This window comes from Variovorax sp. GW821-FHT10C12 (genome assembly GCF_059415405.1).
Window position 1 is genome coordinate 2,047,959 of sequence record NZ_JBWKNE010000001.1, and the last position, 23,872, is coordinate 2,071,830.

24 protein-coding genes are annotated in these 23,872 nt (G+C 67.2%); 4 read left to right on the plus strand and 20 right to left on the minus strand.

The genetic code is table 11. The annotated features are described in order from the left end of the window. Window positions 1-81: 81 nt before the first annotated feature. The 3 genes from AC07OH_RS09855 to AC07OH_RS09865 all read left to right on the plus strand — a co-directional run bounded on the left by AC07OH_RS09855 (window position 82) and on the right by AC07OH_RS09865 (window position 2,344). On the plus strand, window positions 82-837 hold the full coding sequence (locus AC07OH_RS09855) for a M48 family metalloprotease (RefSeq protein ID WP_495300478.1): 756 nt from the start codon (window positions 82-84) through the stop codon (window positions 835-837). Between the two features lie 80 nt (window positions 838-917). Continuing rightward, window positions 918-1,799, plus strand: a complete 882-nt coding sequence (locus AC07OH_RS09860; protein WP_495300479.1) for a helix-turn-helix domain-containing protein — start codon at window positions 918-920, stop codon at window positions 1,797-1,799. Window positions 1,800-1,873: 74 nt separating this feature from the next. After that, on the plus strand, window positions 1,874-2,344 hold the full coding sequence (locus AC07OH_RS09865; RefSeq protein WP_495300480.1) for a VOC family protein: 471 nt from the start codon (window positions 1,874-1,876) through the stop codon (window positions 2,342-2,344). Window positions 2,345-2,375: 31 nt separating this feature from the next. On the opposite strand, the gene AC07OH_RS09870 is transcribed toward AC07OH_RS09865, so the two are convergent. The 20 genes from AC07OH_RS09870 to AC07OH_RS09965 all read right to left on the minus strand — a co-directional run bounded on the left by AC07OH_RS09870 (window position 2,376) and on the right by AC07OH_RS09965 (window position 23,037). Continuing rightward, a complete protein-coding gene (locus AC07OH_RS09870; RefSeq protein ID WP_062480750.1) occupies window positions 2,376-2,900 on the minus strand; it encodes a phosphoribosyltransferase in 525 nt (174 codons plus the stop codon). Window positions 2,901-2,917: 17 nt separating this feature from the next. After that, window positions 2,918-4,249: an adenylosuccinate synthase gene (locus tag AC07OH_RS09875; protein WP_101490073.1), complete on the minus strand. Its 1,332-nt coding sequence runs from the start codon at window positions 4,247-4,249 to the stop codon at window positions 2,918-2,920. A 23-nt stretch (window positions 4,250-4,272) separates the two neighbouring features. Then, entirely contained in the window at window positions 4,273-5,433 is a 1,161-nt protein-coding gene (locus AC07OH_RS09880) for an ATP phosphoribosyltransferase regulatory subunit (RefSeq protein ID WP_447744891.1), read from the minus strand. Between the two features lie 44 nt (window positions 5,434-5,477). Next, window positions 5,478-5,666, minus strand: coding sequence for a DUF2065 domain-containing protein (locus tag AC07OH_RS09885; RefSeq protein ID WP_062480756.1), 189 nt, complete (start codon window positions 5,664-5,666; stop codon window positions 5,478-5,480). Between the two features lie 37 nt (window positions 5,667-5,703). Beyond that, on the minus strand, window positions 5,704-6,591 hold the full coding sequence (gene hflC, locus AC07OH_RS09890; RefSeq protein ID WP_062480758.1) for a protease modulator HflC: 888 nt from the start codon (window positions 6,589-6,591) through the stop codon (window positions 5,704-5,706). A gap of 17 nt (window positions 6,592-6,608) precedes the next feature. Beyond that, window positions 6,609-7,988 (minus strand): FtsH protease activity modulator HflK, encoded by a 1,380-nt coding sequence (gene hflK, locus AC07OH_RS09895; protein ID WP_489058386.1) that lies wholly within the window; start codon window positions 7,986-7,988, stop codon window positions 6,609-6,611. Window positions 7,989-8,062: 74 nt separating this feature from the next. Further along, on the minus strand, window positions 8,063-9,232 hold the full coding sequence (gene hflX, locus AC07OH_RS09900; protein WP_070061004.1) for a GTPase HflX: 1,170 nt from the start codon (window positions 9,230-9,232) through the stop codon (window positions 8,063-8,065). Window positions 9,233-9,285: 53 nt separating this feature from the next. Continuing rightward, complete coding sequence (gene hfq / locus AC07OH_RS09905; RefSeq protein WP_056582504.1) at window positions 9,286-9,531, minus strand: RNA chaperone Hfq; 246 nt, start codon at window positions 9,529-9,531, stop codon at window positions 9,286-9,288. Between the two features lie 164 nt (window positions 9,532-9,695). Next, window positions 9,696-11,039, minus strand: a complete 1,344-nt coding sequence (gene der / locus AC07OH_RS09910) for a ribosome biogenesis GTPase Der (protein WP_489058387.1) — start codon at window positions 11,037-11,039, stop codon at window positions 9,696-9,698. 66 nt (window positions 11,040-11,105) lie between these two features. Beyond that, a complete protein-coding gene (gene bamB, locus AC07OH_RS09915; RefSeq protein WP_489058388.1) occupies window positions 11,106-12,248 on the minus strand; it encodes an outer membrane protein assembly factor BamB in 1,143 nt (380 codons plus the stop codon). Window positions 12,249-12,260: 12 nt separating this feature from the next. Continuing rightward, window positions 12,261-12,953 carry a YfgM family protein gene (locus tag AC07OH_RS09920; RefSeq protein ID WP_307586896.1) on the minus strand — a complete coding sequence of 231 codons (693 nt, stop codon included), beginning with the start codon at window positions 12,951-12,953 and terminating at the stop codon, window positions 12,261-12,263. Between the two features lie 6 nt (window positions 12,954-12,959). Then, entirely contained in the window at window positions 12,960-14,270 is a 1,311-nt protein-coding gene (hisS, locus tag AC07OH_RS09925) for a histidine--tRNA ligase (RefSeq protein WP_495300481.1), read from the minus strand. A 15-nt stretch (window positions 14,271-14,285) separates the two neighbouring features. Then, on the minus strand, window positions 14,286-15,566 hold the full coding sequence (gene ispG / locus AC07OH_RS09930; protein WP_495300482.1) for a flavodoxin-dependent (E)-4-hydroxy-3-methylbut-2-enyl-diphosphate synthase: 1,281 nt from the start codon (window positions 15,564-15,566) through the stop codon (window positions 14,286-14,288). Next, window positions 15,563-16,489 (minus strand): helix-turn-helix domain-containing protein, encoded by a 927-nt coding sequence (locus tag AC07OH_RS09935; protein ID WP_489058392.1) that lies wholly within the window; start codon window positions 16,487-16,489, stop codon window positions 15,563-15,565. The genes ispG and AC07OH_RS09935 overlap by 4 nt, the downstream gene beginning before the upstream one ends. After that, window positions 16,482-17,333, minus strand: a complete 852-nt coding sequence (gene pilW, locus AC07OH_RS09940) for a type IV pilus biogenesis/stability protein PilW (protein WP_489058393.1) — start codon at window positions 17,331-17,333, stop codon at window positions 16,482-16,484. The genes AC07OH_RS09935 and pilW overlap by 8 nt, the downstream gene beginning before the upstream one ends. A gap of 4 nt (window positions 17,334-17,337) precedes the next feature. Then, window positions 17,338-18,507: a dual-specificity RNA methyltransferase RlmN gene (rlmN, locus tag AC07OH_RS09945; RefSeq protein ID WP_495300483.1), complete on the minus strand. Its 1,170-nt coding sequence runs from the start codon at window positions 18,505-18,507 to the stop codon at window positions 17,338-17,340. 21 nt (window positions 18,508-18,528) lie between these two features. After that, window positions 18,529-18,954, minus strand: coding sequence for a nucleoside-diphosphate kinase (gene ndk, locus AC07OH_RS09950; RefSeq protein WP_489058395.1), 426 nt, complete (start codon window positions 18,952-18,954; stop codon window positions 18,529-18,531). 152 nt (window positions 18,955-19,106) lie between these two features. Further along, window positions 19,107-20,954: a pseudouridine synthase gene (locus tag AC07OH_RS09955; RefSeq protein ID WP_495300484.1), complete on the minus strand. Its 1,848-nt coding sequence runs from the start codon at window positions 20,952-20,954 to the stop codon at window positions 19,107-19,109. Continuing rightward, window positions 20,951-21,892, minus strand: coding sequence for an SMC-Scp complex subunit ScpB (scpB, locus tag AC07OH_RS09960; RefSeq protein WP_495300485.1), 942 nt, complete (start codon window positions 21,890-21,892; stop codon window positions 20,951-20,953). The genes AC07OH_RS09955 and scpB overlap by 4 nt, the downstream gene beginning before the upstream one ends. 128 nt (window positions 21,893-22,020) lie before the next feature. Continuing rightward, window positions 22,021-23,037, minus strand: coding sequence for an RluA family pseudouridine synthase (locus AC07OH_RS09965; RefSeq protein ID WP_495300971.1), 1,017 nt, complete (start codon window positions 23,035-23,037; stop codon window positions 22,021-22,023). Window positions 23,038-23,060: 23 nt separating this feature from the next. Here AC07OH_RS09965 and AC07OH_RS09970 point away from each other — a divergent pair, with 23 nt between their 5' ends. Next, complete coding sequence (locus tag AC07OH_RS09970; RefSeq protein ID WP_489058398.1) at window positions 23,061-23,870, plus strand: outer membrane protein assembly factor BamD; 810 nt, start codon at window positions 23,061-23,063, stop codon at window positions 23,868-23,870. The last annotated feature ends 2 nt before the right edge of the window (window positions 23,871-23,872 follow it).

The following is a 23,872-nucleotide window of genomic DNA, read 5'->3' on the forward strand; positions in this document are numbered from 1 at the left end:
GCGATGTCGACGGCCTTGGCCGGAGCGCCTGCGCATTGCGGATAGAGTTGCCCCTCCGAAAATAAAGGGAGGATTTTCTCGATGCGTCATCTGCTCATCACCATCACGGCCGCTGCGGCCCTGTCCGCCTGCGGCGGCATGAAGAACCTGGATTCGAACGCGCTCGCGGGCGCCGGCGGCAGTGCCTTCAAGGCCATGTCGCTCACCGACGGCGACGTGCAGGCACTGGCCAACCAGTCCTGCGCCGAGCTCGACAAGAGCTCCAAGGTCGCGGCACCCGCCGATGCCTACAGCAAGCGCCTGGAGCGCGTGCGCCAGGGCCTGCCCACCACCATCGGCGGCCAGCCCGCCAGCTACAAGGTCTACCTCACGAAGGACGTGAACGCCTGGGCCATGGGCAACGGCTGCATCCGCGTCTACAGCGGCCTCATGGACCTCATGAACGACGACGAGCTGCGCGGCATCATCGGCCACGAGATCGGCCACGTCGCCCTGGGCCACAGCAAGAAGGCCATGCAGACCGCCTACGCCGTGTCGGCCGCGCGCGGCATCGCCAGCGCCACCGGCAATGCGGCGATCACGCAGCTGTCGTCCTCGCAGATCGGCGACTTCGCCGAGAAGCTGGTCAACGCGCAGTTCTCGCAGTCGCAGGAAACCGACTCGGACAACTACGCCTTCGACTTGCTGACCACGCAGAAGCTCAAGCGCGAAGGCCTCGTCACCGCGTTCCAGAAGCTGGCCAAGCTCGACGGCGGCAAGAGCTCGATGCTCAGCTCGCACCCGTCTTCCGGCGATCGCGCAGCCAACATCCAGAAGCGCCTCGCAACGAGCAAGTAAGCAGCCTGGGCCGGAGCGGTTCCCTCGGCGCACAATGCGCCGATGCTCACCCGCCCGCCCTTGCCGGGGCCCGTCGCGCCATGCAGCTGACGCGGCCCCCGTCCCCTGATCTGCGGCCCTTCCTGCGGCTGCTGTGGGCCTCGGCGCCCGAGGGCACACCCGAATCACGCACCGGCGCCCGCGAGCACGTGCTGCCCACGGGCGGCATGCACCTGGTGTTCCGGCTTTCGGGGCCGCCGCTGCGGCTCTTCGACGACACACGCGACCTGCGCGGCCACACGGTCGGCCATGCCATCGTCGGCGGTGCGCGCGCCGCGTTCTATCTGCGCGATGTGTCGGTGGCTACACGCTCGGTCGGCGCGCAATTGCACCCCGGTGCCGCCCGGCTGCTGTTCGGCGCACCTGAAGACGCTCTGAGTGGTCGCCACACGCCGCTCGACGCGCTGTGGGGCGAGCGGCAGACCGCCGACGCGCTCGAACAGCTGCATGCATCGTCCGACGACCCGGCCCGGCAACTGGACGTGTTCGAGGCCCTGCTGACCCGGCGCCTGGCCGCGGCCACCCTGCCCCGCACCAGCCCGCGCGGCCTGCACCCGGCCGTGGCCGCCTCGCTGGGGCAGATGACGCGCGACGCGCCCGCGTCGATCGCCACGCTGGTGGCGCACAGCGGCTACAGCCACCGGCGCTTCATCGCGCTGTTCCGCGCGGCGGTCGGACTCGCGCCCAAGGAATACGCCCGCGTGATGCGCTTCGATCGCGTGCTGGCGCTGGCCGCTGACGATCCCGCGCGCGCCTGGGCCGACATCGCGCTCGCCGCGGGCTACAGCGACCAGGCGCACCTGAGCCGCGAGTTCTCCGCGCTGGCCGGCCTGTCGCCGCAGGCCTGGCGGCAGACGGGGGCGGCCTCGCCCCGCCATGTGCCGGCTGTCAGTGTGGCAGGTCAAATTCCTTCAAGACGCTAGCGCCGCGGCTGCGCAGAATCGGCGCCACGGCCCCCGTTTCAACACCCATTCCAGAAAGAAAGGCAGGTCCCGCCATGGCCATCCACGAGCTGTTTCCGTACCTCTGCGTCGACAACGCCGCCGCCGCCGTCGACTTCTATTGCCACGTGTTCGAAGTGAAGGAAATCTTTCGACTGACCGAGCCCAGCGGCCGCATCGGGCACGTCGAGCTGGACTTTCACAACGGCGCGATCCTGATGATCTCGGACGAGTTCGCCGAATTCAACATCCGCTCGCCCAAGGCGCTCGGCGGCAGCGCGGTCTCGCTGCACCTGCACGTGGACGACGCCGATAAGGTGGTCGCGCGCGCGGTCGCCGCGGGGGCCACGCTGGACATGGCACCGCAGGATCAGTTCTATGGGGAGCGTTCCGGCGTCTTCCGCGACCCCTTCGGTCACCGGTGGAACGTAGGTCACAGCATCGAGAAGCTGACGCCGGAGGAAATGCAGCGGCGCTACACCGCGATGTTCGACACCCCCGGCGGCGGCAGCTGCAGCAGCAGCTGAGCGCGCCGGCCGGTGGAGCCAGGGCCGGTCGTCAGACCGACCACTTCTCGATCAGCTTCTCGGCGCCGAGCGAGTCGTAGCCCTCGAAGGGCTGGTGGATCCACGGGTTGGTGGCCAGGAACTCGACCGAGTAGTCAGGCGTGAAGGTCGACAGCGCCTTGGTCCAGATGACCGCGCTGCGCAGCTCGGTGATCGGCTGGTAGTTGTTGCGCAGCATGTCCATCACGGCGTGCAGCGTGTGGCCCGAATCGGCCAGGTCGTCCACCAGCAGCACCTTGCCGGCGATCTCGCCCTTGGGGGTCGTGATGTAGCGGGCGATGTCGAGATGGCCCTGGATCGTGCCGGCATCGGCGCGGTAGGAGCTGGTCGACATGATCGCCAGCGGCTTGTCGAAGATGCGCGAGAGCACATCGCCCGGGCGCATGCCGCCACGCGCCAGGCACAGGATGGTGTCGAACTCCCAGCCCGACTGGTGCACCTTGATCGCGAGCTTCTCGATCAGGTTGTGGTACTCGTCGTAGCTGACGTAGAGATGCTTGCCGTCTTCGGTCAACATGGGTCTTTTCTTCCTCTTCAGTCGGCCAAGTAAGGATGGCGCATCATGATCGTGTGGTCGCGGTCAGGGCTGGTCGACACCATGTGGATCGGCACGCCCGTGATCTGTTCGATGCGCTGCAGGTACAGGCGCGCATTGACCGGCAGCTTGTCGTGCTGCGTGACGCCCACGGTGCTTTCGGTCCAGCCTTCGAGCGTTTCGTAGATCGGCGTGCAGCGCTCGATTTCGTCCGCGCCCATCGGCAGGATGTCGGTGATTTCGCCGTCGAGTTCGTAGCCGGTGCACAGCTCCAGCTTCTCGAGGCCGTCGAGCACGTCGAGCTTGGTGATGCACAGGCCCGACAGGCCGTTGACCTGCGCCGAGCGCTTGAGCAGTGCGGCGTCGAACCAGCCGCAACGGCGGCTGCGGCCCGTGGTCACGCCCTTCTCGGCGCCCACGGTGCTCATGTGGTAGCCGGGGGTGCCCGGCGTGGCCCAGTCGAGCTCGGTGGGGAACGGACCGCCGCCCACGCGGGTGCAGTAGGCCTTGGTGATGCCCAGCACGTAGTGCAGCATGCCCGGGCCCACGCCCGAACCGGCGGCGGCGTTGCCGGCCACGCAGTTGCTCGAGGTGACGTACGGGTAGGTGCCATGATCGACGTCGAGCAGCGTGCCCTGCGCGCCTTCGAACAGCAGGTTGGCGCCGGCCTTGTGAGCGTCGTTCAGTTCGCGCGACACGTCGGCCATCATGGGCTTGAGCAGCACGGCGTGGCGCATGGCCTCGTCGAACACGGTGTCGTAGTCGATGGCGGGCGCGCCCAGCACCTGGGTCAGCACGTGGTTGTGCAGCTCGAGCAGCACGCGCAGCTTGGCCGCGAAGCGCTCAGGGTGCTTCAGGTCCTGCACGCGCAGCGCGCGGCGGGCGATCTTGTCTTCGTAGGCCGGGCCGATGCCGCGGCCGGTGGTACCGATCTTCTCGATGCCGCCCTTTTCACGGTAGGCCTCTCGCGCGATGTCCAGCGCGGCGTGGAACGGCAGGATCAGCGGGCAGGCCTCGCTGATGCGCAGGCGCGAACGCACTTCGACGCCGGCTTTCTCCAGGCCTTCGATTTCCTCGAAGAGCTTGGCAGCCGACAGCACCACGCCGTTGCCGATGTAGCACTTGACGCCGGGCCGCATGATGCCGCTCGGGATCAGGTGCAGCGCGGTCTTCACGCCGTTGATGACCAGCGTGTGGCCCGCGTTGTGGCCGCCCTGGAAACGGACCACGCCCTGGGCGCTTTCCGTCAGCCAGTCAACCAGCTTGCCCTTGCCTTCGTCGCCCCACTGGGTACCGACGACGACCACGTTTCTTCCGGTGGTTACGCTCATGCTCGTTCCATTACTTCAAAAATTCAGATCGCTCGGACATTCCATTGGCCAGCCTGCTCGACGAGCTCGCGGTCGCAATGGAATTCATCGATTTCGCTGCCGTGGCCGGGCAGCACGCAGACTACCGTTTCGCCGGCCTTGCGCAATTGGGCAATCGCCTGACGCAGGCCGGCCGCGTCGCTCCAGGGCGCACGGATGGCAGCGCGCAGCGGACGCGCCGGCAGCACGCCGACGAGTTCGCGCACATCGAGGCTGAAACCGACGGCCGGACGGTTGCGACCGAACACGGCGCCCACCTCGTCGTAGCGGCCACCGCGCACCAGCGAGTCGGCCGCGCCCGGCACGTAGATGCCGAAACGCATGCCGCTGTAATAGGCGTAGCCGCGCAGGTCGGCCAGGTCGAAGCTGATCTGGCGCCCTGCCGTGCCGTTCAGGCCAGCCGCAAGTTGCTTCAGGTCGGCCAGCGCAGCCGCCACGGCGGGCGTGCCCTTCAGGGCCTTCGCGGCCTCGTCGAGCACGGCCACATCGCCGTACAGGCCCACGAGGGCGCGCAGGCCGTCGCGTGACGCAGCGGGGAAATCCTTGGTGAGCGCCTGCAGCTCGCTCGCGTCCTTGGCGGCCAGCGCGGCGTGCACGCGGGCGATCGCGGCGGCATCGACCGGCACGCCGGCGAACAGCGCGCGCACGATGCGGGCGTCGGCCAGGTCGACGATCACGCCGTCGCGCAGGCCGGCGGCGTCGAGGCAGTCGAGCGCCAGCAGCAGGGTTTCGGTGTCGGCTTCCAGGCCGGCGTGGCCGTAGATCTCGGCGCCGAACTGCAGCGGCTCGCGGGTGGCGTGCGGGCGGTCGGGCCGGGTGTGGACCACCGGGCCGCAGTAGCACAGCCGGGCCACGCCGTCGCGGTTCAGCAGATGGGCATCGATGCGCGCCACCTGGGGGGTGGTGTCGGCACGCAGGCCCATGCTGCGACCGGAGAGCTGGTCGACAAGCTTGAAGGTTTGGAGGTCGAGCGCCTCGCCGGTGCCCGAAAGCAGCGACTCCAGGTGCTCGAGCAGCGGCGGCATCACCAGCTCGTAGCCATAGCCACGGGCGGTATCGAGCAGCTGGCGTCGAAGTTCTTCGATGTGGCGCGCCTCGGAGGGCAGCACATCGGCAATGTGATCCGGGAGGACCCAGGCGGACATGGGGATCGGGGGCGTGGTTAAACCGGGATTCTACCGGGCCCGCGTTACCCCAGAACCCAAAGGAGTACCAAACCCAGCAGGATGCTGCAAAGACCGAAGAAACGCAGCTGGCCGTCGCGCAGCTGCAGCAGTTGGCTGAAGCCGCGCCGCCACCCGCCCGGCGAGACGAAAGGCAGGATGCCTTCGATCACCAGGACCAGCGCCAACGCGCTCCAGAAGGTGTCGGCGCTCACGGCTCCAGGCAGGACAGCGGAAACGGACGGCCTGTTGTTACTTGCGCGCCGAGCCGGAGCTCTGCATGGCGCGGAAGAAGTCCGAGGACGGGTCGAGCACCATCACGTCGCTCTTCTTGTTGAAGCTCTGCTTGTAGGCCTCGAGGCTGCGGTAGAACTGGGCGAACTGCGGATCGCGGCCGAAGGCCTCGCTGTAGGTCGCGGCAGCCTGGGCATCGCCCTCGCCCTTGATCTTCTGGGCGTCGCGGTAGGCGTTGGCCACGATCACTTCGCGCTGGCGGTCGGCGTCGGCGCGGATCTTCTCGCCTTCGGCCGTGCCGGTGGAACGCAGCTCGTTGGCCACGCGCTTGCGCTCGGCTTCCATGCGGCGGTAGACCGATTCGGTAATGGCTTCCACGTAGTCCACGCGGGTGATGCGCACGTCGACCACGTCGACGCCCCAGGGCTTGGCGCCCTTCACCACGGCCAGCACTTCGCGCTGCACGTCGGCCATCAGGGCCTCGCGGCGCACGGAAATCAGGTCGCGCACGGTGCGCTTGTTGATGTTTTCCTGGAAGGCGTTGCGCACCACGCGGTTCAGCTGCATGGCGCCCGCGTTTTCGTCGAGGCCGACGTTGCGGATGTAGGCCTGCGGGTCGGAGATGCGCCAGCGCACGTACCAGTCGATCACCACGCGCTGCTTTTCAGCGGTGAGCATGGGCTCGGTGTCCAGGCTCGACAGCGTCAGCAGGCGCTTGTCGATGTACGACACGTTCTGGAACGGCGGCGGCAGCTTGAAGTTGAGGCCGGGCTCGGTGATGACCTGCTTGATCTGGCCGAGGGCATAGACCACGCCGAACTGGCGCTGGTCGACCACGAAGAGGGTCGAGCTCAGCAGCACGAGCAGGACGAGGACCGAAGTGGCGATGAAACCGATTCTGTTCATGTTGTTCCGGGCCTTTCTCAGCGCACGTCGCGGTCACGCGAGCGGCCGTCACGGGCGCGCACGTCGGTGGTGGTGGGTGCCACCGGGATCACCGACGACTGGGTCGGTGCGGTGCCGGCCACGTTGGGGTTGGCAGCGTCCACGGGCGTGGCCGCGGTGTTGTTGCCGCCTTGCTGCATCAGCTTGTCGAGCGGCAGGTACAGCAGGTTGGAACCCTGCTTGCTGTCGACCAGCACCTTGGTCGTGCTGGCGTAGATCTGCTGCATGGCGTCGGTGTACATGCGGTCGCGCGTCACCTGCGGTGCCTTCTGGTATTCGGCCAGCACCGAGCTGAAGCGCCCCGCATCACCCTGTGCCTGCGCCACGATCCGCGCCTTGTAGGCCTCGGATTCTTCCTTCAGGCGCGACGAGGTACCGGTGGCCAACGGCACGACGTTGTTGGCGTAAGCCTCGGCGTCGTTCTTGGCGCGTTCGCGTTCCTGGCCGGCCTTGAGCACGTCGTCGAAGGCGGCCTGCACCTGCTCGGGCGGACGCACGCCGCCCTGCTGCAGGTTGATGCCGACGACTTCGACACCGACCTTGTAGCGATCGAGGATGGTCTGCATCAGCGCGCGCACGCGGGGTGCGATCTGGTCGCGCTCTTCGGCGAGCGCCGCGTCCATCTTCATCTTGCCGACCACTTCGCGCACGGAGCTTTCAGCCACCTGCACGATGGTTTCCGCGGGCGACTTGCTCTCGTAGAGCCAGGCGCGCGCATCGCTCAGGCGGTACTGCACGGCGAACTTGATTTCGACGATGTTCTCGTCTTCGGTCAGCATGGCCGATTCGCGCAGACCGGTGGAACGCACGATGGCGTCGCGGCCCACGTCGGTGGAGCGGATCTGCGTGACCACCACCAGTTCATGGCGCTGGATCGGGTACGGCAGGCGCCAGTTGAAACCCGCGCCCACGGTGCTCTTGTAGCGGCCGAACTGCGTGATGACGGCCTGCTGGCCTTCGTTCACGATAAAGAAGCCGGTGCCGAGCCAGATCAGGACCGCCACGATGGCCACGAGGCCGATGCCGAAGCCGGCATTCTTCATGTCGGGCTTGTAGCCATTGCCGCCACCGCCGCCGGTGCCATTGGGACGATTGCCGCCACCCTTGCCGCCGCCGAAGAAACCGCCGAGCTTGCGATTGAGGTCGCGCCAGAGTTCGTCGAGGTCGGGCGGGCCCTGATTGGGGCCCTGGCCGCGCGGGCGATTGCCGTTGCCGTTGTTGTTCTGGTTGCCGCTCGAAGGCGGCGGGATCGGGGCGCCGGGGGGATCGGCATCGGGCGGCCGGTTGCCGGCCGGGCGGTCGCCGTTGGAGGACGGCTCGTCGCCACGACCCCATCGGCCATCGTTCAGATTGAACATGCCCAGAAACCCTCTCCGCGCTGGCTTTGCATTCATTCGCTTCGTTCTCGTGTCAGTGGCGGGATTGTGCCCAATCAAGGGGCCGCATCGTGCAATTCAGCGTCCGCCTCAGGGGTCATCGTATCGGCGACGGAACCCGACTGCCGGGCCAACTCGGCCCGCAGCAACGGCAGGCCTTCACCGGTCTTGGCGCTGAGGAAGATGCGGGGAACCTGCACGCCGTCGATTTCCATCTCGTCCTGCAGATGCAGCGGATGTTGCGCGCTTTCAAGGGCATCGAGCTTGTTGAACACCAGCAGTTGCGGCACGTCGCCTGCGCCGATGTCCTGCAGCACCGACTGGACCTCTGCCATCTGCTCGGGATAGTGCGGGTTGGAGGCATCGATCACGTGCAGCAGCAGGTCGGCGTCGACCGCTTCCTGCAAGGTGGCCTTGAACGCGTCGACCAGCCCGTGCGGCAGGTCGCGGATGAAGCCCACCGTGTCGGAGATCGACACCTGCCGGCGCGCATCGCCCAGGTAGAGGTTGCGCGTGGTGGTGTCGAGCGTGGCGAACAGTTGGTCGGCCGCATAGGCGCGGGCCTTGACCATCGCATTGAAGATCGACGATTTGCCCGCGTTGGTGTAGCCGACGAGCGAGATGTTGAAGGTCTCGCGGCGCTCGCGCTGGCGGCGCTGCGTGCTGCGCTGCTTCTGCACCTTGGCCAGGCGCTCGCGCGTGCGCTTGATCGACTCGTTGATCATGCGACGGTCGAGCTCGATCTGCTTTTCGCCGGGGCCGCCGCGCACACCTGCACCACCGGTCTGGCGCTCCAAGTGGGACCAGCGACGGACCAGCCGCGTGCTCAGGTACTGCAGCCTGGCCAGCTCGACCTGCAGCTTGCCTTCGTGCGAGCGGGCGCGCTGAGCGAAGATCTCGAGGATGAGGAAGGTGCGGTCGTAGACCGCGACATCGAGCTGGCGTTCGAGGTTGCGCTGCTGCGCAGGGCTCAACGACTGGTCGAAGATGACCTCGCTCGCCCGGTGCATCGCGGCGAGCTCCTTGATCTCTTCGGCCTTGCCGCTGCCGACGAACAGCGCCGCATCGGGCGCCTTGCGCTTGCAGGCCAGGCGGGCGACGGGCGTCAGGCCCGCGGTTTGTGCGAGCAGGCCGAGTTCTTCGAGCTCGCTGTCGAAATGGGGCAGCCCGAAATCGACGCCGACGAGAACGGCGGCGCCTTCCTGGCGGGGGATCGAATCAGACAAGCGGAATCAGATATGGAAAAAGCGCGGCGGGGTTACCGCCGCGCTCCGCGCGATCAGGCGGCGGCGTCGTCGTTCTCGTTGGCCGAGAAGTTGACGGCACGACCCGGCACGATGGTGGAAATGGCGTGCTTGTAGACCATTTGCGTCACTGTATTGCGAAGCAACACGACGTATTGATCGAAAGACTCGATCTGGCCCTGCAGCTTGATGCCGTTCACCAAATAAATGGAAACCGGCACATGCTCGCGACGCAAGGTGTTCAGAAACGGGTCTTGCAGAAGTTGCCCTTTATTGCTCACGATATTCTCCGTGTTCAAGAGTAGTTGTTGGAGAGATGACCTTAACACAGGGTTTCTGCGCCGCAGCAATCGGGGTCAAAAGCCTTGAGAAAATAACGGTTCTCAAAAGACGGAACTTCCGCTCCTGCTGCGGCTCATCGGCTGCCATCGGCAGCCAAGCGCCCTCAGTTGTCCTTGTCCGCAAACGGATTTTGCGAGCTTTTGAACTGGATCCGCAAGGGCGTGCCCACGAGGTCGAATTCCTTGCGGAAACGCCCTTCCAGGAAACGCTTGTAGGCGTCGGTCACGTGCTCCAGCGAATTGCCGTGAATGATGATCACGGGCGGATTCATGCCGCCCTGGTGCGCATAGCGCAGCTTCGGCCGGTACATGCCGCCGCGTTGGGGCGCCTGGAATTGCACCGCCTCCAACAACAGGCGCGTCAGCACCGGCGTCGACATCTTGCGCGTGGCCGACTTGTGCGCCTGCGCAATGGCCTGCCACACCGGGCCCAGGCCTTGGCGCTTGATGGCCGAGATGAAATGCAACGACGCGAATTTCAGGAACGGCAGGCGGGTTTCGATCTGCCGCTGGATCTGCTCGCGCTGGTAGCTGTCGACCGCGTCCCACTTGTTGATGGCGATCACCACCGCACGTCCACTTTCGAGGATGTAGCCAGCAATGTGCGCGTCCTGGTCGGTCACGCCCTGCGTCGCGTCAAGCAACAGCAGCACGACGTTGGCCGACTCGATGGCCTGCAGCGTCTTGACCACCGAGAACTTCTCGATCGCCTCGAAAACCCTGCCCTTGCGGCGCAGACCGGCGGTGTCGATCAGCTCGAAGCGCTGACCGTTGCGCTCGAACGGCACCGAGATGGCGTCGCGCGTCGTGCCGGGCATGTCGAAGGCCACCAGGCGCTCTTCGCCCAGCCAGGTGTTGATCAGCGTGGACTTGCCGACGTTGGGACGGCCGGCCACCGCCAGCTTGATCGGCTTGTTGACCTCGTCTTCGTCTTCCTCATCGTCCGGGTCGGCCAGGTTCAGCGGCTCAAGCGCCAGCTCGACCAGGTCGCGCATGCCCTGCCCGTGCGCCGCGGACACGCCGTGCACGTCGCCGAAGCCCAGCTCGTAGAAGTCGACCAGCTTGGTGCCGTCGTGCATGCCTTCGGCCTTGTTGGCCGCCAGCACACAGGGCTTGCCCAGTCGGCGCAGCTCGTTGGCGATGTCGTGGTCTTGCGCCGAGAGGCCTTCGCGGGCATCGACCACGAAGATCACAACGTCGGCTTCGGCCACGGCCTGCCGCGTCTGCTTGGCCATTTCCTTGTAGATGCCGCTGCCGGCATCGGGCTCGAAGCCGCCGGTGTCGATCACGATGAACTCGTGCTTGCCCAGGCGGCCGTTGCCGTAATGGCGGTCGCGCGTGAGGCCGGCGAAGTCGGCGACGATGGCGTCGCGCGTCTGGGTCAGGCGGTTGAAGAGCGTCGACTTGCCGACGTTGGGACGGCCGACCAGGGCCACGACCGGCTTCATGGCCGGCCTTTCGATGGCGCGGTTTTCATGGTCGGGCCTTGGAAGTAAGAGAAAGACAAAAAATGATTATTCAGGGCGGTAACCGAAAACGCCACCCTTGGCGGTCACGACGACCACCGTGTTGCCGGCCAGGACCGGCGTCACGGTGATGGCCGAGCCGTCGGGCGTGACGCGGTTCAGCAGCGCGCCGTCTTCACGCGACACGAAGTGCAGCGTGCCGGTGCTCTCGCCGATGATCAACGAGCGGCCCACGGCCAACGGTGCGGTCAGTTCGCGGTTCTTCAGGCGGCTCATCTGCCAGGCGCGCTCGCCGTCGGCGCGGCGCCAAGCGGTGACGCTGCCGTCGGATTCGGTGCCATAGAGAAAGCGCTCGTCGCCGCTCACGCCGTCGGCGCCCGAGGCCGGCTTGCTCCAGAGCAGCTGCCCGCGCAGGGTGTCGACGCAGCCGACGCTGGCGTAGTAGGCGCGTGCGCAGACCGTGTCGCCGTAGCGGCTCACGCTGCCGGTCAGGTCGACCAGGCGTTCCACGTCGTTGGTGCCGCGCGGCGCGGCGATGGGGGCCTCCCAGCGCGAGCTGCCGTTGCCGGGGTTCATGCCGACGAGTCGGCCGCCCAGACCGGCGACCAGCGTGTCGCCGACTGCGATCAGCACGCCCGACTTGCGCAGCACGAGGTTTTCGCCCGGGCGCTGCTGCTGCCACAGGCGGCGGCCGCTCTGGCCGTCCCAGGCGCTGACGCTGCGGTCGGCGGTCTGCACGAAGACGCGGCGGCCGGCCACCAGCGGTGCCGTGAAGGCCTGGGCCGACAGGCGCTGCTTCCACAGCACCTTGCCGTTTTCGATCGCCACCACTTCGTTGTTGGTGGTGACCACGGCCGTCAGCGAACCGTCGCTGCCGACGCCGGCGGCCAGCGGCGCGCCGGCGCTGGCGCGCCAGGTCTCGCGGCCGGCGCGGGCATCGATGGCGACGACCGTGCCGTCGCTGCCGGCCACGGTCACGATGTCGCCGCTGACATCGGCGGTGAGCGGGAATTCGACGCCCGGAATCCGCACGTTCCAGGCCTGGCGCACGCCCATCAGGGACGGGTTGGCCGGCAGCTCGGCAGGCTTGGGCTTGCCGGAGCCCGAGCAGGCGGCCAGGAGCGCTACCAGAACAAGAGCAGAACCCGCGCGCAGGGCGGTCGATTCAGGCTTGAAACGCTTGAAATTCATGAGGGTGTGCGATCAGGAGTTCTTGGGGACGGCGGGCGTCACGGTGACGGTCGGCGCCAGGGTCTTCGGGTCGACACCGACCGCGTTGAGCTTGATCTCGACCAGCCGGCGGTAGTCCGAGCCGGCGCCCAGGCCGGTCCAGGCCTTGCGGTACTCGGCCTGCGCCTCGTCGCGCTTGCCCTGTGCCATGAAGATGTCGCCCTTGCGGTCGGCCACCAGCGGTTCGAATTCGGTCGGCACCTTGCCGTCGAGTTGCTTGAGCGCGTCGTCGTAGGACTTGGCATCGAGCAGTTCGGCCGCAAGCCGCAGCTTGGCGATGGCCTGGTAGCCCGGGTCGACGGCGTTCTGCGCAACCCAGCCCAGCGCGGCGCGCGAGCCATCGGCATTGCCCTTGTCGAACAGCGTCTTGGCGACCAGCAGGCCGGCTTGCTGCGCGTAGGCGGTGCCTGCGAAGCGGTCCTTCATGTCGGTCATCACGCGCTGGATGCGCTCGACGTCGCCCGACTGCGTGCTGCGCTCGACCTCGTCATAAAGGGCCGCGGCCTGGGCAGCCTTGGTGCGCTGGTAGTACTGCCAGCCGTTCCAGGCCACGAAGGCGCCGGCGACGAGCAGCACGGCCCAGGTGATCAGGGTGCCGTAGGTGTTCCAGAAATGCTTGAGCTGGTCGAGCTGTTCCTGTTCTTCGAGGTCGAGATGGGTGGCCATGCGCTGTCAGAGGTTGGGAGCCGGCGATTGTAGGGTGGCGGCCCAGGTGGTCACTTCAGCAAGTGAACGGGCGGACTGCGCGACGCTGGCGTCGCGCAAGGCCTTGAGAGTCACTTCACCGCGCGCAAGTTCATCGGCGCCGAAGATCAGGGCGTAGGCGGCGCCGCTGGCGTCCGCCTTGCGCATCTGCGCCTTGAAGCTCGCAAGCCCTTCGGCCGTGCTGGCGTGCATCTGCACGCGCACGCCGGTTTCGCGCAGCTGCTGCAAGGCGCGCAGCACGACGGGCATCGAAGCGGCGTCGGGCACGATGGCATAGACATCGGGCACCGGTGCCGGCACTTCGGCGCCCTGCTCTTTCAGCAGATCGAGCACGCGCTCGACGCCGATGGCCCAGCCCACCGCGGGCGCCGGCTTGCCGCCGATCTGGGCGATCAGGTCGTCGTAGCGGCCACCAGCGCACACCGTGCCCTGCGCGCCGAGGCGGTCGGTCACGAACTCGAACACCGTGAGGTTGTAGTAGTCGAGCCCGCGCACGAGGCGCGGGTTGATCGTGAAGGCGATGTCGTTGGCCTTGAGGATGGCCTGCAGCCCTTCGAAGTGCGCCAGCGATTCGGCACCGAGGAAATCGATCAGCTTCGGCGCCGACTCGACCACTTCCTTCATCGCCGGATTCTTCGTGTCGAGGATGCGCAGCGGGTTGCTGTGCAGGCGGCGCTTGCCGTCCTCGTCGAGCTTGTCGGCGTGCTGTTCGAAGTGGGCAATGAGCTGGGCGCGGTGCAACGCGCGCTCGGCCGGCTGGCCCAGGCTGTTGAGTTCCAGGCGCACATCGGTCAGGCCGATGGCCTTCCACAGCGCGGTGGCCAGCAGGATCAGTTCGGCGTCGACATCGGGCCCGGCGAAACCGAGCGCCTCGGCGCCGATCTGGTGGAACTGACGGAAGCGCCCGCGCTGCGGCTTTTCGCGGCGGAACATCGGGCCCGTGTACCAGAGGCGCTTGGGCCCTTCGTAGAGCATGTTGTGCTCGATCACGGCACGCACGAGGCCGGCCGTGTTCTCCGGGCGCATCGCCAGGTGCTCCGACTGCCCATGCTTGTCCGAACGGTCTTCGAAGGCGTACATCTCCTTCTCGACGATGTCCGTCACCTCGCCGATGCCGCGCACGAACAGCGCCGTGTGCTCCAGGATCGGGGTGCGGACGTTGCGGTACGCATAGCGCCCCATCAGGTCGCGCACGATGGCTTCGAGCCATTCCCAGCGCGCCGATTCGGGCGGCAATATGTCGTTCATGCCTTTGACGGCATTCAGTTTTTCAGCCATGGATCTGCGGAGGTGTCAGGCCAGGACAGCGTGCTCGCTGCCGAAGCGCTTTTCGATGTAGGTTTCGACGAGCTGGTGGAACTCGTTGGCGATATTGTCGCCGCGCAGCGTGAGGGCCTTTTCGCCGTCGATGAAGACCGGCGCGGCCGGCGCTTCGCCCGTGCCGGGCAGGCTGATGCCGATGTCGGCGTGCTTGCTCTCGCCGGGGCCGTTGACGATGCAGCCCATGACGGCCACCTTCAGCGTCTCGACGCCCGGGTATTTCTTGCGCCAGACCGGCATCTGCAGGCGCAGGTAGTCGTCGATCTGCTTGGCCAGTTCCTGGAACGTGGTGCTCGTGGTGCGGCCGCAGCCCGGGCAGGCGGTGACGCTCGGCACGAACACGCGCAGGCCCAGGGCCTGGAGGATTTCGTTGGCGATCAGCACTTCCTGCGTGCGCGACTCGCCCGGCTGCGGCGTGAGCGACACGCGGATCGTGTCGCCGATGCCCTCTTGCAGCAGGATCGACAGCGCCGTGGCCGAGGCCACCGTGCCCTTGGTGCCCATGCCGGCTTCGGTCAGGCCCAGGTGCAGCGGGTTGTCGCAGCGCCGCGCGAGTTCGCGGTACACCGAGATCAGGTCTTGAACGCCGCTCACCTTGCACGACAGGATGACCTGGTTGCCGGCCATGCCCATCGACTCAGCCAGCTTGGCGGACTCGATGGCCGAGGTGATCAGCGCCTCGTACATCACCTGCTTGGCGTCCCAGGGCGAGGCACGCTGGCTGTTCGTGTCCATCAGGCTGGCGAGCAGTTCCTGGTCGAGGCTGCCCCAGTTCACGCCGATGCGCACCGGCTTGTTCCAGCGCATGGCCGCGTCGATCATCTGGCCGAACTGCTTGTCCTTCTTGTCGCCCTTGCCCACGTTGCCGGGATTGATGCGGTACTTGCTCAGCGCTTCGGCGCAGGCCGGATAGTCGGTCAGCAGGCGATGGCCGTTGTAGTGGAAGTCGCCGATCAGCGGCACGTCGATGCCCATGCGATCGAGTTGCTCGCGGATGTAGGGCACCTGCGCGGCGGCTTCGGGCGTGTTGACGGTGATGCGGACCATCTCGGAGCCCGCAATGGCGAGCTCCTTGACCTGGATCGCGGTGCCGATGGCATCGACCGTGTCGGTGTTGGTCATCGACTGCACGCGCGTGGGCGCATCGCCCCCCACCGTGACCGTGCGCGGCCCCCAGACCACGCTGGCCTGGCGCGAGCGCCGCGCCTTGGGCGCAGCCGATTCAATGGGTTGGGGAGTGCAGTCGGTTGTCACGATTTCACCTCGAAACGCGCCACGCCGCCTCCGCGGGTGACAGGCTTCAGATCGTAGGGCTTTCCGTTCACCTGCACATCGACGGCCGATGCGCGCCCGACCACCACGGACAGCGGCAGCGTGCCGGACAGGCCGACGGTTTCGCCGACCTGCAGGCTGCGGCGCAGCAACTGCTTGCCGCCGGCTTCGGTGACGGTGACCCAGCATTCCTCGCGCGCCACCAGGACGAGCTGCTGGCTGCTGGCCGTGCTGGTGTTGGCGACGGCTGCCGCGGGCGCAGAGGCCGGGGCGGCGGGCACAGCAGCCACCGCGCCGGCGACCGGTGCAGCGCCCACCGGACCGGTCGGCGCCACGGCCTGCGTCGGCACGGGCTCCGAGACGCCCCCCTGATCGGCGGGCGGCATGACCTCGGCATCGTTCTTTGCGGTCAGTCGCGCGACGGAGGCGCCGATCTGGTCGAACGCCGACTGCGGCATCCAGAACAGCACGCCGGCACCGATCAGCAGCAGCACCACGACCGTCAACAGCGCGCGCGATGGCAGGCCGCCGGAACGCCCACCGCTCCAGCGCGGCGTGTCGGAGACCACGCGGGCATTCAGCGTGCGATTGGTTTCGGCCAGCGGTGCGCGTTGCGCGCCTGGCAGCTTGGCAAGCACGGGCGCCGGATCGATGCGCAGTGCGCGGCACACGCTGCTGGCCAGGGCTCGGGCGAACACGGGGTCGGGCAGCGAGGCGATGTCGTCGGCCTCGAGCGCCAGCAGCTTTTGCGGCGGCACCTTGAGTGCCGCGGCCACCATCTCGATGTGCAGGCCATGCGCTTCGCGCGCCTCGCGCAGCATGTCGCCAGCCGTCTTGTGCGCGACGTCGCCTTCTGCCAGCGGCAGTGCCGCGGACGTCCCGAACTCCGAAACCCGTTCAGTCATTGAAATTCCCGCGCTCGTACGCCATTGCCTCCCGCGATTGAGGGAAACGTCGTTGCAGTTGACCGCCCAGCTGCGCGACAGCCTCGCGGTTGTTGAGCTTCCGTTCGACCTTGATGCCGAGCCACAGCGTCTCGGCATTGGCCGACGGGCTGTTGTTGACACGGCGGATGTAGAACTGCGCGCGCGACCATTCTTCGCGCTGCGCCAGCACCGAGGCCAGGTTGAAGCCGATCACCGGATTGCCGGCGTCGAGTTCGTAGGCCTGTTGGAGGCTGCGTTCGGCTTGCGGCCTCTGACCGGCCTTGAGCTCGCAGACCCCTTGGGTCATGAGCGTCTTGGCGCGGTCGGTGTAGCTTGGCACCGCCAATGCGGCGGCGAACTGCTGTGCGGCGTCGCCGTAGCGGCTCTGCTGGCACAGCAGCCAGCCGTAGTTGTGGCGCGTGTTGGCATCGCGCGGATTGATCGCGACGGCGCGGCGGAAGCTGTCTTCGGCCAGACCGGCATCCTCGAGCCGCATGTAGACCAGGCCGCGCAGGTTGTAGGCGTCGGCGTAGTTCGGGTCGATGGTCAGCACCTGCTTGAGCTCTTCGAGGGCGACCGAGGTCTGGCCTTGTTCGAAGTAGCCGGCGGCCAGCTCCATCCGCAGGCGGGCACGGCGGCGGTTGTTTTCGTCGACGTCGGTCACGACCGTGGTGCCGCTGTCGGCCCCGCTGCCGACAAGCCCGGTGGTGGTGGTTCGCGTGTTGACGCAGCCAGCGAGAAGAAGCACCACGGCGACGCTCGCGATTCCTGCGCTCAGCACTCGCTGCGCGCTCGCGGTCGTCGTCGGTAAGGCCATGCTCATTGCGTCAATGCTCCTGGGGAACGGTTGGTTTGGTGGTCTTGGCGCGGGGCGGGTGCAGAACGACGGGGCGCTCGGCCACTGCCGCACGGCGCTGGGCCATGCGTTCGGCCGCACGGGTGCGGTCTTTCACGTCGCCGGCGAGTTGTCCGCAGGCGGCGTCGATGTCGTCACCGCGCGTCTTGCGCACGGTGGTCACGAGGCCCGCTTCGCTCAGCATGCGGGCAAAGGCCAGCACGCGCGGTTGCGGCGAGCGCAGCAGGCCCGACGCCGGAAACGGGTTGAACGGAATCAGGTTGAACTTGCACGAGACGTCGTGCTTGCGCACGAGCTCGATCAGCTGGCGCGCGTGCTCGGGCTGGTCGTTCACGCCGTCGAGCATGCAGTATTCGAAGGTGATGAAGTCGCGCGGCGCATGCACGAGGTAGCGCTTGCAGGCCTCGAGCAGTTCGGCGATCGGGTACTTGCGGTTGAGCGGCACGAGGTCGTCGCGCAGCGCATCGTTGGGCGCATGCAGCGAGACGGCCATGGCCACGGCGCAATCGGTGCCCAGGCGGTCGATCATCGGCACCACGCCGGAGGTCGACACGGTGACACGGCGGCGCGACAGCCCGTAGGCGTTGTCATCGAGCATGGTGCGCAATGCGGGCACCAGCGCCGAGTAGTTCTGCAGCGGCTCACCCATGCCCATCATCACCACGTTGGAGATGACGCGCTCGTTGCGATTCAGGTGCTTGCGCAGGAAGTGCTCGGCGAACCAGAGCTGGGCGACGATTTCGCCCGTGGCGAGGTTGCGGCTGAAGCCCTGATGCCCGGTCGAGCAAAAGCGGCAGCCCACGGCGCAACCCGCCTGCGACGACACGCACAGCGTGCCGCGATCGTCTTCGGGAATGAACACGGCCTCGACCGCATCGCCGCCGCCGACGTCGAACAGCCACTTGATCGTGCCGTCCTTGGATTCGTGCTGCGTGAGGACCGACAGGGCCTCCACGCGCGCGGTGGTCGCGAGCTTCTCGCGCAGCGACTTCGCCAGATCGGTCATCTGGGTGAAGTCGCTGGCGCCACGCTGGTGGATCCAGCGAAACAGCTGCGTGGCGCGGAATTTTTTCTCGCCGAGTTTTTCGCAGAACGCAGCCAGCCCGTCGAGATCGAATTCGAGCAGATTGGCTGTGGTCATGAATTCAGGCGAGAAACGGCTTCAGCGTGCGTAGACGTTGAGGCCGGCGAAGAAGAAAGCGACTTCGTTCGCTGCCGTTTCGGGCGCGTCCGAGCCATGAACGGCGTTGGCGTCGATGCTGTCGGCGAAGTCGGCGCGAATGGTGCCGGCGGCTGCCTTCTTCGGGTCCGTGGCGCCCATCAGGTCACGGTTCTTGGCGATGGCGTTCTCGCCTTCGAGTGCTTGCACGAACACGGGGCCCGAGATCATGAACTCGACGAGGTCCTTGAAGAAGGGACGCTCCTTGTGCACCGAGTAGAACTGCTCGGCTTCGTTGCGCGACAGGTGCACCAGCTTGGCGGCGACAACCTTGAGGCCGGCAGCCTCGAAGCGGGAAACGATCTTGCCGATGACGTTCTTGGCGACGGCGTCGGGCTTGATGATGGAAAGGGTACGTTCGATAGCCATTGAAATGCTTCCTGAGCTTTGATTTTGAAGTGTTTTGTCACAACTGCAGCGAATTTGTTTCGCGGCCCGTCGACAAAGCCTCTGATTTTAACCGGCGCGACCTGCGGGATTGGTGAAAACCCCGCGAAAGGCCGCGCTCCGACGGCTGGCTTTCAGCGTCCGCGACGGCGACTGCCGGCCGGACCGCCGAAGCCGCCACCGCCTTGCGAACCGCCGCCACCACCGCCGCGACGTCCCGGGCCGCCGCGCTGTTCCTTGCGCTGGCGCGAGAAACTGTCGGCACCGATGTAGCCGAGCGAGGTCTTCATCGGATCGGGCTGGTTCGCGCCGCCGCCACCACCACCCGCGGCCCGGTTGCCGCCGCCCTGCCCTTGCCCCTGGCCGCCCTGACGGTTGCCGGGACCCGCGTTGCCGCGACGCCCCTGTTGCGGCGGACCGCCGTTGCCGCCGCCCCGGTTCGGACCACCGCGTCCTCCGCGCTCGCCGCGCGGCGGACGGCCGTCGCCCAGCGGGCTCGGGATCGGCGCTTCGCCGCGTGCTTCACGCGGCTGACCGCCCCCCATGCCACCATTGTTATTGCGGTTGTTGTTGTTGCCACGGCGCTTCTTGTTTCGACCGTTGCGCCCCCCGCCCTCAGGACCACCGGGGCCACGCTGCTGCTGCGGAGCCGGTCGCGCCTGCGCGCCGCCCGAGGCCTGGAACAGCGCTTGAATATCGCGCTCGTCGAGTTCCATCCAGGCACCGCGCTTGAGACCGCGCGGCAGCACCATCGCGCCGTAGCGGATGCGGATGAGCCGGCTGACCGCATGGCCCACCGACTCGAACAGGCGACGCACCTCACGGTTGCGGCCTTCGGAAATGGTCACGCGGTACCAGCAGTTGGAACCCTCGCCGCCACCGTCTTCGATGGTGCCGAACTGCGCCATGCCGTCGTCCAGGCGCACGCCCTCGAGCAGTTTCTTCTTTTCTTCGCTGGTGAGCGCGCCCAACACGCGCACCGCGTACTCACGCTCCAGGCCGAAGCGCGGGTGCATGAGCTGGTTGGCCAGGTCGCCGGAGCTGCTGAACAGCAGCAGGCCTTCGGTGTTCAGGTCGAGCCGGCCCACCGACTGCCACTTGCCTTGCTGCAGACGCGGCAGCTTGCGGAACACCGTCGGGCGGTTCTGCGGATCGTCGTGCGTGACGACTTCGCCCACCGGCTTGTGGTACGCGATCACGCGCGGCGGCGGCGGTGCGATGCGGTAGCGGATCGGCTTGCCGTTGATCTTGACCTGGTCGCCGTACTGGATGCGCTGGCCGATGTGAGCCGGCTCGTTGTTGACCGAGATGCGGCCCTGCAGGATCAGCTGCTCCATCTCGAGGCGCGAACCGAGCCCGGCCTGCGCCAGCACCTTGTGCAGCTTGGGCGAATCGGCTTCGGGCAGCAGCACGCGCTTGAGCGGCGGCACCTCGGGGCTTTCTTCGTCCGCGTCGAACTGGCCAGAAATGACGTCGGCAAAGCGGATCGGCTCGGTCGGCGGCGCGTTGCGCTGCTCGCGCTCGGCGGCGCGGCGAGCACGGTCGAGGTCGTCCTCCTCTTCGTCGGGCTCGTCTTCCTCGTCGTCTTCGTCATCCCCACGGTCGTCGTCCTCGTCCTCATCGGACGCCTGAGGACGCGGTGCTTCGATCGGTGCTGGCTCGCTTTCCTCGGTCGCCGCTGGCGCAGCAACCACGGGGACCACATCGGGCTCCACCGTCGCGGGGGCTTCGGCCGCAGGAGCGACTTCCGCCGCGCTCGCCAATTGCTCATCGGCAGCCGGAGCCTCGACCACCTTCTTCTTGCGGGGTGCACGCGGCTTCTTCGGCGCCTCCTCGGCCTCGGCCCCTGCCGGCTCTGCGGGCGCAGCGACGGATTCAACAGCAACTTCCGTCACCTTCTTGGGCGTGGCGGCCCGCTTCCGCTTCTTGACTTCGGGTTCGACCGGCAGCATCGCTGCGTCGTCGGTGTCGGATGAGCTCATGGGGTTTTTCCGGGAGAAACAGCGGGGGGGTCGTGGGGGTCGGTCTCGTCCGCTGCGGGGGACGGGACGTCGGATTCGGGTTCTTCGGGCGCGGCGGCCACTTCGGGTTCGGCGGGCAGCTCGCCGGTTTCTGGCTCGGACGCCGACGGCGCTTCGTCTACAGGCTCGACGGCTTCGTCGCCCTCGGTGATCGCCACCACCTCTTCGGCAAATTCCGCCGCATCGGTCGAAACGACCTCGGCCAGCTCCGCCGACTCGGGCGGCACATCGACCATGGCGAGTTCGGGCTGCACGCCCTCTTCGACCGCAGGCACTGCAACCTCTGCAGATTCCGCAACCAACTCTTCCGCCGCGTCGACGTCGATCGGCAGCCCCGGCTGGTCGCCCGAGGCCTGCTGCAGTGCATCAACCAGTGCCGCCTGCTGCGCGGGTGTTTCGACCAGCGGCAGTTGGTCGAGCGAGGCCAGGCCCAGGTCGTCGAGGAACTGGCGGGTGGTCGCGTAGAGCGCGGGCCGGCCGACCGTTTCGCGGTGACCGATCACCTCGACCCAGCCGCGGTCTTCGAGCTGCTTCAGGATCAGCGAGTTGATCGTGACGCCGCGGATGTCTTCCATGTCGCCGCGCGTGGCCGGCTGCCGGTAGGCAATGATGGCCAGCGTCTCGAGCGCGGCGCGCGTGTAACGCGGCGGTTTCTCGGGATGCAGGCGATCGAGGGCATCGCGCATCTCGGGCCGGCTCTGGAAACGCCAGCCGCTGCCGACGCTCACCAGCTCAAGGCCGCGTTGCGCCCAGTCTTCCTGCAGTTCGAGCAACAGCACCTTGATCGTGTCCACGCCCAGCTCGTCGTCAAACAGCACGCGCATGTCGCGCACCGGCAGCGGCTGGCTCGAACAGATCAAGGCGGTTTCGAGAATGCGCTTGGCATCCGCCGTATTCATGGTTCGCGTTATCCGGAAAAAGGCGCCTGGCGACGCTTGTTCAGATGGATGGAAGGGGTAGGCGTTGCCGGCACGCGGCGAGTGCAACGCAAGGCCGGCCTCGGGTGGCCGGCGCGGCCCTCGGGCCGTCAGGCGCGATTGTAATCCAGCCCCCAGGTCTGCAAAGCCTGGGCCAGATCGGGCGGGGGCGGCGAACGGAACTCCATCGCCTGCTGCGTGACGGGATGCACGAAAGCCAGCCGGAACGCATGCAGCGCCTGCCGCGACAGGCCTGCCGCCGGCGCACCGCCATACAGCGCGTCGCCGACCAGCGGATGACCGATCGATGCCATGTGCACGCGGATCTGGTGGGTGCGACCGGTTTCGAGCGTGCAGCGCACCGCGCACCCTTCGGTGTGGCTGTCGAGCCGCTCGATCAACGTGCGCGCGGTCTTGCCCGCGTGGCGCTCCAGGTCGACCACGGCCATGCGCAGCCGGTTGCGCGGATCGCGGCCGATCGGCGCATCGACCTGCCGGGCCGCCGCGCCTTCCCAGGCCTTGTGTCCCATCGCCAGGTACTGGCGCTTCACGTCGCGCGCGGCGATCAGCGCCACCATGGCGTCCATCGCGGCCCGCGTGCGCGCCACGACCATCAGGCCGCTGGTGTCGCGATCGAGACGGTGCACGATGCCCGCGCGCGGCAGCAGCACGGCCTTCGGGTCGAGCGCCAGCAGCCCGTTCAGCAGCGTGCCGCTCCAGTGACCCGGCGCCGGATGCACCACCAGGCCGGCGGGTTTGTCGATGATTCGCAGGTGTTCGTCTTCGTGGACGGTGACCAGGTCCATCGCCTCGGGCCGGAAGGCCTGGCTTTGGGGCGTGGGCCGCAGTTCGATGCGCCCCGACTGGCCGACGCGCACCGTGGCAGAAACCTTGGTGAGCGTGCGCCCTTGCAGCTCGACGGCGCCGGCCTCAATGAGTTGCTGAAGGTAACTGCGCGAAAACTCGGGCACCAGCACAGCCAATGCGCGGTCGAGCCGCTGGCCGTGCTGCGCCTGCTCGATGGCGAAGGGCCGCAGCTCGCTGGGCTCCGCGAGATCGGCACCCTCTTCAGGTTCAGGCCCTTCCGGGGGATCGGTCAGGGGGTCGGTCGATATAATTGAGGGCAACTGTTTCACGAAAGCCGTATGTGATGTTTCGCGCCAAATTATCGGTCCCTGCCTGGATCGCGCTCAGCGCGGCGGCCCTTCTCGTCGCCGGTTGCGGTTCCACCACCAAGGAAGACAAGACCGCGAACTGGAGCCCCAACCGCATCTACTCGGAAGCCAAGGACGAAGTCGGCTCCGGCGCCTACGACAAGGCGGTGCCGCTGTACGAGAAGCTCGAAGGCCGTGCCGCCGGCACGCCGCTGGCCCAGCAGGCCCAGCTCGAAAAGGCCTACGCCCAGCACAAGGCCGGCGAAAAGGCCAACGCCATCGCCACGCTCGACCGCTTCATGAAGCTGCACCCGGCCAGCCCGGCGTTCGACTACGCGCTCTACCTGAAGGGCGTGATCAACTTCAACGACGACCTGGGCATGTTCGCGTTCCTGACGCGCCAGGACCTGTCCGAGCGCGACCAAAAGGCGGCCAAGGAATCGTTCGAATCCTTCCGCGAGCTCGTGACGCGCTTCCCCGAATCGCGCTATGCGCCCGACGCGCGCCAGCGCATGAACTACATCGTGAACTCGCTCGCGCAGTACGAAGTTCACGTGGCGCGCTATTACTACTCGCGTGGCGCCTACCTGGCGGCCATCAACCGGGCGCAGATCGCGCTGTCCGACTACCGCGAAGTGCCGGCGCTCGAAGAAGCCCTGTACATCATGGTGAAGTCGTACGACGCGCTCGGCATGAAGGACCTGCGCGACGACGCGCAACGCGTGCTGACCACCAACTACCCGAAGAGCACCTACCTGGCGAACGGCTTCAAGGGCAGCAGCGACCCTTGGTGGAAGCTCTGGTAATC